The sequence below is a fragment of the Duganella dendranthematis genome (assembly GCF_012849375.1).
GTDB classification, from domain to species: Bacteria; Pseudomonadota; Gammaproteobacteria; order Burkholderiales; family Burkholderiaceae_D; genus Rugamonas; species Rugamonas dendranthematis.
Window position 1 is genome coordinate 2,147,241 of sequence record NZ_CP051684.1, and the last position, 14,173, is coordinate 2,161,413.

The window sequence follows — 14,173 nt, forward strand, 5'->3', positions numbered from 1 at the left end:
CCGGGCTCGTGTATATTGGGCAGAACTGACCCCGAATTTTAGTGGGCTTTGGCGCGGATCCTGGCGACGTCGCGTTCGGACACGCTGTCGGCGCTGTTGCTCCAGCCCTGGCGCAGGAAAGTGGCCAGCGAGGCGACCTCGGCATCGCTCAGGCGGCGCGAGAAGTCTGGCATCACCAGGATCGACGGCGCTTTCTCGGTCGATGGCGTGCGCGCACCATGCAGCACGACGTTGACCAGCGCGGTCGGATTGTCGGCATTGATCACGGTCGCTCCATCCAGCTCAGGGAACACGCGGCTGGCGCCCTGGCCATTGACAAAGTGACAGGCGGCGCAGTTATCCAGGTACAGGCGTTCGCCCAGCGTCAGGTTGACGGCTGCCGTCAGCTTGCGCGCGGTTTCTTCCTTGCCCTGCGGCTTGACGGCAGGACCGCGTGGCGGCACCGGCGTCAGCTGCTTGAGGTAGGCCGCCACCGCTTGCAGATCGGCATCCTGCAGCCGCGAGGTGCTGTGCTCGACCACCGCCGTCATCTCGCCCGCCACCGCCGAACCGTGGTTGCGGCCGGTTTGCAGGTAGTCGACGATCTGCGCTTCGCTCCAGCGTGGCAGGCCGCGCAGCGATGGCACCGGCCAGTCGTTCAGCTCACCGCCGGCGAGGAATTTCGGCTGGCCGCTGTTGCCGGCTTTCTCGTTCATCGCGAAGCCGCGCGGCGTGTGGCAGCTGGAGCAGTGACCCAGGCCTTCCACCAGATACGCGCCCTGCGTGACCTTGTCGCTCCAGCCAGCTTGCGCCACGAACGGTTTGGTGTCGGCGAACAGGTAGTTCCACACGCCCATGCCCCAGCGCAGATTGAACGGGAAGTTCATGCTGGTGGCCGGCGGGTCATACGCCGCCGGTTTCACGCCCGACTGGAAGAACGCGTACAGCGCCTTGATGTCGGCGTCGTTGACCTTGGCGTAGCTGGTATACGGCATGGCCGGATACAGGTGCGTGCCATCGGCGCGCACGCCTTTGCGGACGGCGTCGGCGAATTGCTTCTCCGAATACGCGCCAATGCCATGCTGCTTGTCCGGCGTGATGTTGGTCGAGTAGATGATGCCGTGGCCGCTGTCGATGGCCAGGCCGCCGGCAAACGCCGGCTTGCCGGCCGCGCTGTGGCAGGCGATACAGTCGCCGGCGCGCGCCAGGTATTCGCCGCGCTGTATCAGCGCCTGGTCCGGGGCGGCGTTGGCGGCAGCGCCGGCCAGCGCCAGCACTGCGGTGGTGAGGAATTGCGTCAGTTTGTTGATCATACTTGCACCAGCGGGCCAGGGTTTTTCAGGTATTGGTTCTTGATCGCTTCAGCGGCAAACAGCGTGATGGCACCGATGGTCGCGGTCGGATTGGCCTGGAAGTTCTGCGGGAAGGCATTCCCGCCCGGCACGAACACGTTGTGCACGTCCCACGATTGCAGGTAGCGGTTCAGCGCCGAGTCGCGCGGCGAATCGCCCATGATGGCGCCCCCCACGTTGTGGGTCGACACGTACTTGGTAATGTCCCAGTGCGAATCGAGCGCCAGGAAGTTTTCGCTGATCGAATCCGGGCCCAGTTCCTTGGCGATGCCGAGCACGATGTCGCGCAGGTAGCGTTGCAGCTTGAGTTCGTTCTGGCGCCAGTCGAAGGTCATGCGCAGCAGCGGCTGGCCCCATGGGTCCTTGTAGTTCGGGTCCAGATCGAGGTGGTGGCCGCGATACGACTGACAGGTGGTGGTGATGCCGATTTTCATCGAGCGGCCATACCAGTCGACCATGCCTTCTTTCCAGCCCTTGCCCCAGCCTGGCGTGCCCTTCGGCAGCGAGGTGCCGATCGGTGCGCCGGTCGCTTGCGAGCTGTGGATCTTGGCGCCGCCGATGAAGCCCAGCTTGATGCCGTCTTCAAAGTTACCGGGCGAGATGTCGTTGAACATTTCGCCGGTGGCGCCGGCGGTGGCGAACGGGTTGAAGTGCTTGTCCTTGAAGAACAGGGTGGCGTCGCCATTGCTCAGGAAGGCGTAGTTGCGGCCGATGGTGCCGGTTTCGGTCAGCGGATTGTAGATCTGGCCGATGCCCGACAACATCATCAGGCGCACGTTGGCGAACTGGAAGCTGGACAGGATGACGATCTTGGCCGGCTGGAACACTTCGTTCTTGTTCTCGTCGATGTAGGTGACGCCCTTGGCGGTCTTCTTGTCGGCGTGCAGGTCAACACGGATGACGTTGGCATTGGCGCGGTAGCTGAAGTTCGGCATGCGCTTGACCACGTCCAGGATGGTGGTCTGCGGCGAGGCTTTCGAATAGTTCAGGCACGGGTACTTGGAGCAGTAGCCGCAGTAGTTGCACGGCGCCAGTTGCGCGCCGTACGGGTTGGTCCAGGCCTGCGAGACGTTGGCCGATGGGTTCGGGAACGGGTGGTAGCCCATCTTTTTCGCGGTGGCGGCGAACAGCGAGCTGTTGTAGGTGTCGTGCAGCGCCGGCAGCGGATACGGGCTGGAACGCGGACCTTCAAACGGATCGCCGCCCGGCTGGATCACACCCTTCAGATTGCCGGTGGTGCCGGACAGGCCGCAGATTTTGTCGAACTTGTCGTAGAACGGTTCGATCTCTTCCCAGCTGAACGGGAAGTCCTTGATGCGCATGTCCGGGTCGAGCGAGCCGCGCTTGTAGGCGTGGTCGGCATAGGTCTTGAGCTTGAGGTCGGTGGTGGTCGGGCGGATCAGCACGCCTGTCCAGTGCAGGCCGGAGCCGCCGACGCCGGTGCCGGGCGCAAACGCGCCCCACTTGCGGGTGGGCAGCGCGGTTTCGCTGTCGTTGTAGCGTACCGTCAGCGCGGCGTCGCGCGGGGTGGCGAACACCTTGTTCTTGATCGCGTAGGCATACTGGTCGGCTGGTTTCGGGTAGGCGAAATCTTCCGGCGGACGGTCCGGGCCGCGCTCCAGCGCGCGTACTTTCAAACCTTCTTTGGCCAGTTCGATGGCCATGATGGAGCCGGCCCAACCGAGGCCGACGATGACGACGTCGACTTCGTCGTTAGTGATGTTTGACATGTTTAACTTTCTTCTTTTTAAGCACGCTTACCGCTGACGCTGACCGGACCCAACGGGTACTTGACGTTGTGCTGGTCAACCCATTCCGTGTACGCCGCGCGGGCGCCGGGGAAGCCGATCGCGACCCAGGCCTTCATGTCCTTGTTGCCGCCGTACATAGGGTCGGCCAGGTAACCGTTCTTGGCGTCGCCCAGCATCTGGTTGAAGAACGACGACGCCTTCAGGCCCGGTTCGCCGAGGTCAGCAAACACGATCTCGTTCTTTTGCAGCGCGGTCAGCAGCGCGTCCTTGTCGGCCGGCGCCAACTGCTCGAACGGCTTGCCGTGTTTCTGCTGCGCGACTTGCTGCGCCAGCTTGATGCCGGTGCGGTACGACTGCTGCGGCGTGAAGGTGCCCTGGAAGCCCAGCGTCGATGGCGCATCGGCCTTGTGCGGACCGGCCATGTAGACGTCGTCGCCGAGGCCGTTGTGCAGCTGCTGGTCGATGAACACCGGCACATTGGTTTCCAGTGCGCCGGGACCACGGCCTTCGGCCGGAATCAGGCGGTCGCAAGCGGCCAGCAGGAATTGCCATTCGGCTGCCGAGAAGAAGACCGGCTGGTACTGCGCCAGTTCAACGCCTTCCAGGCCGTCGGCGCGGGCAGCGCGGTAGACCGGCACGGAAACCAGAGGAACGGCCGCTGCAGTCGCCATGAGTATCGTCCGGCGAGACGGACTGAATTTGTCTTTGGACATAGGTAGCGTGTAGTGAAAGTGAGGAGGACAGCACCGTCAGCAGGCGCTGTATTCTGTTTGGCAATATTACACTTATGTAATTATGGCCTGACCAAACCATAATTGGTCAGACCAATTATTGCCGAACTATAACAGAATGTAGCGCTGTCCGCAGCCCCCGCCATCCCGCTTTGGGAGGGACAGATACAAAAAAGCCCGGCGCGTGGCCGGGCTGGAGCTGAGTGCTGGTGCGGCTTAGCGGGCGTTGACCGTTACCGGTATCGAGGCCGAAGCACTGGCGCCGTTGCCATCGGTGGCGACCACTTTGAGCGTATAGCTGCCGGTCTGCGGCGAGGCCCAGTTGGCGACAATCTGCATGCCGCTGACCTGGAAGCTCATGCCCAGCGGTGCGCCGGAGATGCTGACCGAGATCGATTTGCTGGTGGCGTCGGTGATGCTGATGGTGCCGCTCAGCGCGCGGCCGGCGACGCCGCTCATGGTGGTGGCCTTGATGACCGGGCCGCTGCCGGCGGCGGCGGTGGTCGTCGTCGTCGTGCCGGTGGTGGTGGTGGTAGCAGCCGCGATCGTCACCGTGTACACGCCCTGACCGCTCAAGCCGGTCTTGCTGTCCTTGGCGGTGACGGTCACGCTATAGGTGCCGGCCACCGGCGTCGCCCAGCTGACCACGCCGGCGCTGCTGATGCTCATGCCGGACGGCGCGCCGCTCAGTGTGTAGGTCAACGCATTGCTGGCGGTCACCGCCACGGTAAAGCTCAGCGCCGTGCCGGCCTTGCCGCTGATGCTGGCGGGGGCAACCACCGGCGCGGTCTGCACCGTCAGACCGGACAAGGTCGACAGCAGCGCAGTAGCGTTCGGCGTGCCAAGGCCGGTGGCCTGGTCGTAGCCGACTTCGCCGCTACAGGCCGAGCACGTACCGTGGCTACCCTTGGTGATATCGGCGAAGGTGCTGGCGTAAGTGCCTGGAACGGTCGAAATATTGGTGTACAGCGCCACATGCGGTGCACCCAGCGCGGCCTTGCCGTTGACGGCGCGCAGCGCATTGCTGACGGCGATCAGGCCGGCCCATTGCGGCGTCGCCAGGCTGGTGCCGCCGACGCTGGCCCACTTGACGGTGGAGGTGCCGGAGGCGATCACGGCCACGTACTGGCCGCTGTTCGGGTCGGCGTTGAAGGCGACATCGGCCACCGTGCGGCGCACGGCGCTGCCCATGCCGGGGACGGCGGTGCTCTGGTAGCTTGGCGTCGCCACATAGGCGCTGACGCCGCCGCCGGTGCTGGACCACACCACTTCCGAGCGGGTGCCGCCGGTGTAGGTCAGCGTGGTGCCGCCGACCGCCAGCACCTTGGCCGATGACGACGGCCACGACACGGCGGCGCCGGAGTCGCCGGTGGCGGCCAGGTAAGTCATGCCGCTGGCTGCGAATGCGCTCTCGGCCGAGCTGGTGCCGCTGCTCTCGCTGCCGCCAAAACTCATCGACACGATCCCCGGGCCCATTGCGTTAGCCAGCTTGATGCCGCCCAGCAGATTGTTGTAGCTGGAGCTGGCTGCTTCGATCAGCACGATGCGCGCCAGCGGCGCGGTGGCGTGGGCCCACTGCACGTCCAGCGCAATCTCGGTGGCCCAGCCGGAATCATAGGTCGGCGCGGTGGCGGTCATGCCGCCGGCGGCGGTGCTGTACACCACCGACAATTCGCAGGCCGACGACGACGCGGTCGCCAGCGGCAGCGTGGCCGTGGTGGCCACCGTCTTGGTGGTGCACGCCGGCAGGCTGAATTTGGTGTTGAACGCGGCCAGCTCGGCTGCCACGTTCGGATTGTGCTGGGCGTCGACAATGTAGATAGTCTGGCCGGCGCCAAGCTGGGCTGCTTGCGCGGCGGTCAGGCCGGTGTAGCTGGCCGGCAGCGTCGGCAGGCCATAAGCGGCGCGGATCTGCGCCGGCGTGTAGGTCGCCACGGTGGTGGTCGTGGCCAGCGGCGCGGCGGTGGTGCTGGCGGTTGCGCTGCTGTCGGTGCTGCCGTCAACGCTGCTGCCACTGCTGGTGCTCTGGCTGCGGGCCGCCTGGACCTGGCGCAAGCCTTGCAATGTCAGGCGGCGCGAGCTGATGCCACGGAACTCGGTCGGCACGGTTTGCGTGTGCACGGCGGCCGGCGCGGCGGCATCGGCATTGGCGTCGGCCGGCGTCTCCAGCAACACCGGCGCCATGTGGAACGCCGGTACCGCCAGCTGCTGCGCGTCGGCTTCCGGCAAGGTGGCCGGATCCAGTTGCAGGATCGTGGTGGCGGTGGCCAACGGCGCCGCTTGCAACTGGGCCGTATTGGCGGTGCTATCGGTGGTGGTGCCGCCGCAGGCGCTCAGCAAAGCGGCGATGCAGGTCAGCGGTACAGCCAGGCGGCTGTGGCGGGAGAAAAGGGACATGGCGGTCTCGCAGGAAAGGCAGAAGTGGTCAGCAAATACTATCAAATTCCCACATGGAAACAAATTACCTTGAGGCAATTAACACCCAAATACCACGTAAATTCGTGTAAAGCTGTTAACGCGCTGCCATGATTGCCCTACTTTGATTATCTGCCTGAAAATGTTCCCGTGGGGTGGGCGGCGTGCCCCCCTGGGAACGCCGCCCAGGCCAGCGCGATTTCAATTGCGCGCGTTCAGCCTTCGCTCTGGCGCCGCGCGTACGAATACGCGTAGGACGGCGAGCGGAACAGCAGGATCGGATCTTCGGTCGGCAGGATGCCGTCCGCCATCACCAGCGGGTCGAAATTGATGCGGTTGCTGGCGGCGGTTTCCGGTGGCGCGGCCGAGGTCAGCGTCAGCGTGCCGACATTGATTTCCTTGCGCTGCTTCGGCCACAGGATGGTCGGATCGGTTTCCGAATCGCCCGGCTCGCCGATGGCCACCAGCATGTCCCACTCGACCGGCCCGTGCTTGAGGCGCTCGGTCAGCGCCGCGTACAGGAAATCATCCGGCGCCGACGCCATGTCCGCATCGCTCAGACTCTTCTCGCCATCGCGCGGCACAAACCGCCAGCGCACCAGCGTAACGTGATTGGCCTGGTTGACGAACTTGAAGGTATGGATGCCGTAGAAAGCACTGTTGGCATAGCTGGGCGGAGGGTTGTGCTCGGTCAGGAACATGGTTTGCGATGCGGCGTCCGGATGCGTGGCGTTGAAGGCCTTGACCTTCTCCGGCATCGGCTTGCCGGTGGTCGGGTCCGGCTTGACGGCGGCAAACTTGGCGATGAAGGTGGCCGGCATGCGGGCGAAAAACATCGGCGTATTCAGCATGGTGATGTGATGCATGCCGCCGCCCGGCAGGCGAAACTCCAGCCCCAGTCCACGCGTGCTTTTTTCCTTGTCCTCGACCCTGGGGTTGCCGCCGGCGATGGAGAAGCGCGCCACCACATCAATCGGCGCGCCCGAAAACAGCAGCGAACGCGAGTACGGCGCCGCGGCCTCCGGATTGCCGACAAAGGTGCCCATCGCACCGATACCCTTGGTGTGGTTGCGCCGCTGGCCTTTGTGTGTGCCATACGTACCTTCCAGCGTATCGATGGCTTTCTCGGCGGTGGCCGCCGCTGCCTCATCCGGCGCGGCGGGACTGGCCAGCGCCGCCGCGCCGGACGCGGCCAAGGTGCCGGCCACGGACAGGCGCACAGCCTGAAGTAAAGTATTCCTGCGATGTAGATTTTCCGGTGTATCAGCCATCATTTTCTCCTTGGGTCAGTAGGGGTTGAACGCGTCCCACTATAAAAACCCGGCGGTGACCAAGCCATGACGCAAGGATTACAAATAGATGACAGCAGAACGCGTTTATTGTGCAGCCACATGGATAGTGATTCCACTTTCTCCCAATTTACACAGCGGGCTGCACAAAATACACTGGATTCCTCGTTAGTGAGGAAACCATGCTTTTACATCGCCGCTACAAGTCGCTCGACCGCAATACCCTGCCCTGGCTGCGCGCCAGCTACCATTTCCGCGTCGATCCGCAAGGCAACCCGGAGCACAGCGCGCTCGGTCCGCTCTACGTCTGGAACGACGACGAAGTGGCCGTCGGCGCCGGCTTCCCCATGCACGGCCACCGCGCGGTGGAGATCGTCAGCTACGTGCGGCACGGCGTGCTGCAGCACCGCGACAGTCTCGGCTCGGAAGGGCTGCTGCACGGCGGCGAAGTGCAGGTGATGAGCGCCGGCACCGGCATCCGGCACGCGGAAGCCAACCACGGCAAAGTGCCGCTGCGGGTGTACCAGATCTGGCTGAAGCCGCGCACGCCGGACGCCGAGCCGCGCTGGGAAACACGGCCCATTCCACGCGAGCCGGGCAACAGCTTCACGGTGCTGGCCAGTGGCCTGCCCGGCGACGAGACGGCGCTGCCGGTCAACGCCGACGCCCGCGTGCTCAGCGCCATGCTGAAGGCCGGCGCCTACCTGCGCCATCCGCTCGGCCTGGCGCGTCAGGCTTATCTGGTGGTGGCGTCCGGCCGGATCGATATCGACGGCGAAATCATGACGATGGGCGACGGCGCGGTGGTGCTGGGCGTGGAAGCCACCCACATCATCGCCTTGCAGGACAGTGAGCTGGTCATGGTGGAAGTCGCTTAGGATATGAAAATCCTGGTGATCGAAAATGACCCCAAGACCGGCGACTACCTGCGCGCCGGCCTGGACGAATCGGGCTACGTGGTCGATCTGGCCCGCAACGGACAGGACGGCCTGCACCTGGCCACCACGCTGCATTACGACCTGATCCTGCTGGACGTGAGCATGCCTGGCATGGACGGCTGGGAAGTGATGCGGCAGCTCGGCCCGTCGCCGGCCGCACCGGTGATTTTCCTGTCGGCGCGCGACGAACTGGCCGACCGCCTCAAGGGTCTGGAACTCGGCGCCGAAGACTATCTGGGCAAACCGTTCTCCTTCGCCGAGCTGCTGGCGCGCATCCGCATTGCGCTGCGCCGAAACCACCAAGGCCGGCCGGAAGACGGCTTGCGCATCGCCGACCTGCACCTCGATGTACTGACGCGCCGGGTGACCCGCGCCGGCCAGCGGCTCTCGCTGACCAACCAGGAATTCACGCTGCTGACCTTTTTCGTCGAGCATCAGGGACTGGCGTTGTCGCGCTCGCTGATTGCCTCGCGCGTCTGGGACATGAATTTCGACAGCGACACCAACGTCGTCGATGTCGCCGTACGCCGCCTGCGCCAGAAGATCGACGCGCCGTTTGCCGTGCGCCTGATCCACACGGTACACGGCGTCGGCTATCGCTGCGAAGCCGAGGCCGAAGTCAAGGCCGCGCCGGCTCGTGCGGAAAGCGCAGTGTAAAGCGCGTCACACCATCCTGGCTGGTGGCCTGCCACCGCCCCTGATGCAAGGTCATGATGCTGCGCACGATCGACAGCCCCAAGCCGCTGAACGCCGCCGAATCGGCGCGGGCCGGATCGGCACGGTAGAAGCGGTCGAAGATGCGTGCCAGATGCTGCGGCGGAATGGTTGGACCACGGTTCTCGACGCTGAGGTCAATGCCACTGGCATGCGCCACGGCCGACAGCACAATGATCGATCCCGGCTCGGCATAGCGCACCGCATTGGCCATCAAATTACCCAAGGCGCGCCGCAGCAAGGTCTGGTCGGCCCAGACGATGCCGTCGCCGTGCAGCGCGATGCGCACCTCGCGTTCCTCGGCCACGCCCTCGAAATAATCGACCATGCGTTCCAGCTCATCGGCCAGCGGCAGGCGCTTGCGGGCGATGGCGTTGTCCGCGTTCTCGGCGCGCGCCAGGAACAGCATGTTGTCGGTCATCTTGGACAGCCGCTGCAATTCCTCAAAATTGGAACCCAGCAGTTTTTCATAGTAGGCGACATCGCGCTTCTGGCCCAGCGCCACTTCGGTCTGGCCCAGCAGATTGCCGATCGGCGTGCGCAAATCATGCGCCATGTCGGCCGAGACCTGGCTCAGTTGCGTGAAGCTGCGGTCCAGCCGGTCCAGCATGCCGTTGAAGCCCTCGATCAGCGGCGCCAGTTCGCGCGGCGCATTCTGCGCGTCGATGCGGGTCGACAGGTTGCGCACACCGATAGCGGCGGTCTGATGCGCCAGCGCGCGCAGCGGCCGCAAGCCGCGCCGCGCGCCCCACCAGGCCAGGCCGGCCAGCAGCAAGGCGCCGCACGAGGCCACCAGCAAGATCTCGTTGCGATAGGCCCGCAATACGCGGCTGCGTTCCGTCATCAGGCGGCCGGCGATGATCTCCAGGTCTTGCCGCGAACCGGAAATGGCGGTCGAAATGGCCAGCACCGAAAACGGGATGCCGCCCCGTTCCTGCGCGTGCTGGACGTCGGTCAGCGCTAGCGGCGCACTGGTGCGCATCGGCGCCACTGCCGGCACCGGCGTGCGGCTGGGATTCACCTCGATCAGCGGCGCCTGTCCGGCAAAGCGCAACACCAGCAAGGCTTCGCGGTTGCCCAGCATATTGGCGAACAGTTGCGGCTTCTGGTGGATCAGCGAGATCAGGTCGGTTTCCTGCAGCAGCGTGCGGATCTGCTCCACGCGCGCCACCAGCGCCGCATCGTCGCGGTCGGCCAGATGCCGCGCCAGCGAGTTGTACAGTACAGCGCCAACCGCCGCCAGCGCCGCGAACGACAGGCAGGCAAACAGCAGCGCCAGGCGGGCGGCCAGTGACGAGCGCATCACGCCCCCGCTTCGCAACGATAGCCGACGCCATGTACGGTCTGGATCAGGCGCGTGGCGAACGGTTCGTCGATTTTCTGGCGCAGGCGGCGCACCGCCACGTCGACGACATTGGTGTCGCTGTCGAAGTTCATGTCCCACACGCGCGAGGCGATCAGGGAACGCGACAGCACCTGGCCCTGGTTCTGCACGAAGAACTGTAACAGCGCGAACTCCTTGTTGGTCAGCGTGATGCGTTGATTGCCCCGCACCACGCGCCGCTTCGGCACATCGATTTCCAGATCGGCGATGCGCAGCATATCGTCCACGCGCTGCTGACTGCCACGCCGCAGCGCAACGCGGATGCGCGCCAGCAGTTCGGCAAACGAAAACGGCTTGACCAGATAGTCTTCCGCGCCGAGTTCCAGTCCCTTGAGCTTGTCCTCCAGCGTGCCGCGCGCCGTCAGAAACAGTACCGGCACGCCGGCCGATTTATCCAGTTGGCGCATCACCTCCCAGCCATCCATCTCCGGCATCATTACATCCAGCAAAATCAGGTCGTAGCGGAATTCATGCGCCATGTGCAGGCCGTACTTGCCGTTGCGGGCCAGGTCCACCACATAGCCGGATTCGGTCAGACCGGTGCGCACATATTCGCCGGCCTTGGGTTCGTCTTCTATCACCAGGAGTCTCATGATCGGTCCTTGTTGCAATCCAAAGCCAGACTTTAGTCGCAGCCCGGGGACAGCAATCTGACAGAGATATGACAATTCGGTCATTTTCGCTGCCATTTTTCTGCAATGATCGCGTCATGAATTTGTAATGCCGGCGTCATGCTGGTGTCAGCGGCCGTTCTCTACACTGGCTCCATTCTCAACGCAAAGGAGCCATGCCATGAACACCCTGAAAAACACCCTGTTTGCCCTGACCATCGCCACCGCCGCCCTCAGCGCTGCGCATGCCGCCGATTACGGCCAATTGGTCGGCAACAGTTACAGCGACCGCGTCATCAACCTCGACGCCGGCACCAAATATGTCAATGTGACGAACGGCGAAACCGTGCAGTTCGTCCAGCAAGGCAAAAGCTTCACCTGGCACGTCGACACCTATCCGAACGTGACCGAAGTGGATTTGAAGAAGATTGCGCCGGCCGGCTTCGATGCAGGCGCGATTGAAGTCTACGTCGCCAGCAATCCGCTGTACCGCGGCTAAGCGAGGGCGCCGATGAAGAAGAAGTTATTCGGCGTGGTGGCGCTGGGCGCCATCGCCGCCGGCGCGCAGGCGCAATCGAACGTGCAGATCTACGGCATCATCGACGCCGGCGTGGTGGCCGAACGCGGCGGCGCGGCGGGCAACCTGGACAAGGTGACCAGCGGCGTCGGTTCTGCCTCGCGCCTGGGCTTTAAAGGCACCGAAGATCTGGGTGGCGGACTGAGTGCGCTGTTTATCCTGGAGTCCGGCGTCAAGGTGGACACCGGCGAATCCGATGTCGCTGGTTCCATCGCCAACCGGCAGGCGCTGGTGGGACTGAACAGCCGCGATTACGGCATGCTGACCCTGGGCCGCCAGAAGACCGCCATGTACAAGGCCCTGGGCGAAGTCGGTGATCCGTTCGGCCTGGGCTATGCGGGCAGCGCCAAGAACCTGTTCCCGCTGGCCGGCCCGAACACGCGCACCAGCAACACCATCGCCTACGCAACGCCATCGCTGTACGGTTTTTCCGGCGAAGCGACCTACAGCCTGGGTGAACAGCAGGGCGACCAGTCGGCCGGCCGCCAGTACGGCGCGGCGCTGGCTTACAGCAATGGCGACCTGAACGCGCGCCTGGTCTACAACAACCGCAACAGCGACAGCGTGGTGCCAGGCGCCGCGACGGTATCGCATGACCTGGGCCACAACGCGCTATTCGTCGCCAACTACGATTTTCATATCGTGAAAGCGTTCTTTGCGTTCGGCCAGGACAAGGGCTTCAACAGCGCGGTGCTGCCGGTGGCCAACGCCTACGGTTACAAGGATGCGCCCAAGCCGACTACCGACAGCCGCGATCTGCTGATCGGCGCCACCATTCCGGTGGGTGCGCGCGGCACGGTGATGACGTCCTATCTGCACAAGGATAACCGTCAATGGCATCAGGACGCCAGCCAGCTGGCGCTTGGTTATTCGTATGCGTGGTCACGTCGTACCAGCACCTATCTGGCCTACGCCAAGATCAACAACCGCAACGGTGCTGGCTACACGGTGGGCAACGACACCGAGGCTGGCAGCGGCAATGCCGCCTTCAACCTGGGCGTGCGGCACTCGTTCTGATTACTGCATGAACCAGCCGTGGCTGACCACGATCGATTGACCGGTCAGCGCATTGGTCGGGAAGCCTGCCAGGAACAGCGCGGTTTGCGCGACATCGTCGACGGTGGTGAATTCGCCGTCGACGGTTTCCTTCAGCATCACATTCTTGACCACTTCATCTTCCGTGATGCCTAGTTCCTTGGCTTGCTCGGGGATTTGTTTTTCCACCAGCGGGGTGCGCACGAAGCCCGGGCAGATGACGTTGGCGCGCACGCCGTGGGCGGCGCCTTCCTTGGCCACGGTCTTGCACAGGCCGACCAGGCCGTGCTTGGCGGTCACGTACGGGGCTTTCAGCTTCGACGCTTCCTTCGAGTGCACCGAACCCATGTAGATGATGCTGCCGCCGCGTTTCTGCTCGTACATCAGGCGCAGGCAGGCGCGGGTGGTCAGGAAGGCGCCGTCGAGGTGAATCGCCAGCATCTTCTTCCAGTCCGAGAACGCGAAGGTGTCAACAGGGGCAACGATCTGGATGCCGGCGTTGGACACCAGTACGTCAATGCCGCCGAGCTTGGCGGCCGCATCGGCGATACCGGCGTCGACCTGCTCTTCATTGGTGACATCCATCGCCACCGCGATCACGCGTTCGCCCGACGGATCGAGTTCCTTGGCGGCCGCCTGCGCCGATGCCAGGTTCAGGTCGGCGATGACGACCTTGGCGCCGTTCTTGAAAAATACCGTGGCGATTTCCTTGCCGATGCCGCTGGCGGCGCCGGTAACAACAGCAACTTTGTCTTGAATACTCATGATGTTCCTTCAAAAGAGATGTTAGGGAAGACTCGTTTATTCGCGTTCCGGCACCGGCACGTTGAAACCATTCAACGTGGTCGAGACCAGCGCATACAGGCCGACCAGATAGATTAACTCATTCGTGCCATGTTGACCGAAGGTGGCGATGGCCAGCCGGTACAGCGGCTCCGGCAAGACCCCGCCACGGCTCAGTGCATACGAGAAATCGAAGGCGACATTTTCCTCCTTCGACAAGTCGGTGGGCTTCAGGTCCGCCACCAGCGCCGCCAGGCGCTCGGCCGACATCCCCTCTTTTTCAGCCACCGCCACGTGGGCGTACAGCTCGTAGGCGGCGTCGTAACGCGCGCCGACCACCAGGATGGCGATCTGCCGCACGTTATCGGGCAGAACGGCGTTGGCTGTCATGGCCAGCGTCAGATCCCAGATCGCCTTGCCGATAGCCGGCTCGTGCAGCCATGGATTCCACGGGCCCATCAGGGCGCCGTCTTCACGTTCCACCTGGAACGCATTGAAGTTGCTGGCGATGCCTTTGCGCATGCTGTCGTACAGGGATTTTTGCTCGGTGCTCAGTTCAGATGGGGGAATCAGTGGCAATCGCATGCTTTCCTCGCGTAAATGGTGGGTGACCT

General features: G+C 63.9%; 13 protein-coding genes. 4 read left to right on the forward strand and 9 right to left on the reverse strand.

From position 1 onward, the window contains the following. Window positions 1-38: 38 nt before the first annotated feature. From HH213_RS09830 to HH213_RS09850, 5 genes are all read right to left on the reverse strand, one after another. Complete coding sequence (locus HH213_RS09830; protein WP_169112137.1) at window positions 39-1,292, reverse strand: c-type cytochrome; 1,254 nt, start codon at window positions 1,290-1,292, stop codon at window positions 39-41. Continuing rightward, complete coding sequence (locus HH213_RS09835; protein WP_169112138.1) at window positions 1,289-3,061, reverse strand: GMC family oxidoreductase; 1,773 nt, start codon at window positions 3,059-3,061, stop codon at window positions 1,289-1,291. Before HH213_RS09835 ends, HH213_RS09830 begins: the two co-directional genes overlap by 4 nt. A 17-nt stretch (window positions 3,062-3,078) precedes the next feature. Next, window positions 3,079-3,795 carry a gluconate 2-dehydrogenase subunit 3 family protein gene (locus HH213_RS09840; RefSeq protein WP_110845796.1) on the reverse strand — a complete coding sequence of 239 codons (717 nt, stop codon included), beginning with the start codon at window positions 3,793-3,795 and terminating at the stop codon, window positions 3,079-3,081. 234 nt (window positions 3,796-4,029) lie between these two features. Further along, the gene (locus tag HH213_RS09845) at window positions 4,030-6,210 is read right to left on the reverse strand and encodes a S53 family peptidase (protein WP_169112139.1); all 2,181 of its coding nucleotides are present in this window, start codon (window positions 6,208-6,210) and stop codon (window positions 4,030-4,032) included. A gap of 233 nt (window positions 6,211-6,443) precedes the next feature. Next, a complete protein-coding gene (locus tag HH213_RS09850; protein ID WP_217363504.1) occupies window positions 6,444-7,502 on the reverse strand; it encodes a catalase family peroxidase in 1,059 nt (352 codons plus the stop codon). A gap of 197 nt (window positions 7,503-7,699) precedes the next feature. On the opposite strand from HH213_RS09850, the gene HH213_RS09855 reads away from it, so the two are divergent. After that, the gene (locus HH213_RS09855) at window positions 7,700-8,395 is read left to right on the forward strand and encodes a pirin family protein (RefSeq protein WP_110845799.1); all 696 of its coding nucleotides are present in this window, start codon (window positions 7,700-7,702) and stop codon (window positions 8,393-8,395) included. A 3-nt stretch (window positions 8,396-8,398) separates the two neighbouring features. Continuing rightward, window positions 8,399-9,112 carry a heavy metal response regulator transcription factor gene (locus tag HH213_RS09860; RefSeq protein WP_169112140.1) on the forward strand — a complete coding sequence of 238 codons (714 nt, stop codon included), beginning with the start codon at window positions 8,399-8,401 and terminating at the stop codon, window positions 9,110-9,112. On the opposite strand, the gene HH213_RS09865 is transcribed toward HH213_RS09860, so the two are convergent. Further along, window positions 9,075-10,472, reverse strand: a complete 1,398-nt coding sequence (locus HH213_RS09865) for a heavy metal sensor histidine kinase (protein WP_169112141.1) — start codon at window positions 10,470-10,472, stop codon at window positions 9,075-9,077. The two genes, HH213_RS09860 and HH213_RS09865, sit on opposite strands and share 38 nt — an antisense overlap. Next, window positions 10,472-11,146 (reverse strand): heavy metal response regulator transcription factor, encoded by a 675-nt coding sequence (locus HH213_RS09870; protein ID WP_169112142.1) that lies wholly within the window; start codon window positions 11,144-11,146, stop codon window positions 10,472-10,474. The genes HH213_RS09865 and HH213_RS09870 overlap by 1 nt, the downstream gene beginning before the upstream one ends. A 199-nt stretch (window positions 11,147-11,345) precedes the next feature. Between HH213_RS09870 and HH213_RS09875 the strand changes: the two genes are divergently transcribed. Next, a complete protein-coding gene (locus HH213_RS09875; protein ID WP_158288041.1) occupies window positions 11,346-11,663 on the forward strand; it encodes a CzcE family metal-binding protein in 318 nt (105 codons plus the stop codon). 12 nt (window positions 11,664-11,675) lie between these two features. Then, on the forward strand, window positions 11,676-12,758 hold the full coding sequence (locus tag HH213_RS09880) for a porin (RefSeq protein WP_169112143.1): 1,083 nt from the start codon (window positions 11,676-11,678) through the stop codon (window positions 12,756-12,758). Here HH213_RS09880 and HH213_RS09885 read toward each other — a convergent pair whose 3' ends face one another. Together HH213_RS09885 and HH213_RS09890 are read right to left on the reverse strand one after the other, a co-directional pair. Beyond that, window positions 12,759-13,541: a 3-hydroxybutyrate dehydrogenase gene (locus tag HH213_RS09885; protein WP_161042976.1), complete on the reverse strand. Its 783-nt coding sequence runs from the start codon at window positions 13,539-13,541 to the stop codon at window positions 12,759-12,761. It abuts the gene before it with no gap. A gap of 36 nt (window positions 13,542-13,577) precedes the next feature. Continuing rightward, complete coding sequence (locus HH213_RS09890; protein WP_110845806.1) at window positions 13,578-14,144, reverse strand: carboxymuconolactone decarboxylase family protein; 567 nt, start codon at window positions 14,142-14,144, stop codon at window positions 13,578-13,580. Between the last annotated feature and the right edge of the window lie 29 nt (window positions 14,145-14,173).

Coding starts and splice junctions, on each gene's coding strand:
- HH213_RS09830 (WP_169112137.1), bottom strand. CDS start 1,292: ATGATCAACAAACTGACGCAATTCCTCACCACCGCAGTGCTGGCGCTG.
- HH213_RS09835 (WP_169112138.1), bottom strand. CDS start 3,061: ATGTCAAACATCACTAACGACGAAGTCGACGTCGTCATCGTCGGCCTC.
- HH213_RS09840 (WP_110845796.1), bottom strand. CDS start 3,795: ATGTCCAAAGACAAATTCAGTCCGTCTCGCCGGACGATACTCATGGCG.
- HH213_RS09845 (WP_169112139.1), bottom strand. CDS start 6,210: ATGTCCCTTTTCTCCCGCCACAGCCGCCTGGCTGTACCGCTGACCTGC.
- HH213_RS09850 (WP_217363504.1), bottom strand. CDS start 7,502: ATGATGGCTGATACACCGGAAAATCTACATCGCAGGAATACTTTACTT.
- HH213_RS09855 (WP_110845799.1), top strand. CDS start 7,700: ATGCTTTTACATCGCCGCTACAAGTCGCTCGACCGCAATACCCTGCCC.
- HH213_RS09860 (WP_169112140.1), top strand. CDS start 8,399: ATGAAAATCCTGGTGATCGAAAATGACCCCAAGACCGGCGACTACCTG.
- HH213_RS09865 (WP_169112141.1), bottom strand. CDS start 10,472: ATGCGCTCGTCACTGGCCGCCCGCCTGGCGCTGCTGTTTGCCTGCCTG.
- HH213_RS09870 (WP_169112142.1), bottom strand. CDS start 11,146: ATGAGACTCCTGGTGATAGAAGACGAACCCAAGGCCGGCGAATATGTG.
- HH213_RS09875 (WP_158288041.1), top strand. CDS start 11,346: ATGAACACCCTGAAAAACACCCTGTTTGCCCTGACCATCGCCACCGCC.
- HH213_RS09880 (WP_169112143.1), top strand. CDS start 11,676: ATGAAGAAGAAGTTATTCGGCGTGGTGGCGCTGGGCGCCATCGCCGCC.
- HH213_RS09885 (WP_161042976.1), bottom strand. CDS start 13,541: ATGAGTATTCAAGACAAAGTTGCTGTTGTTACCGGCGCCGCCAGCGGC.
- HH213_RS09890 (WP_110845806.1), bottom strand. CDS start 14,144: ATGCGATTGCCACTGATTCCCCCATCTGAACTGAGCACCGAGCAAAAA.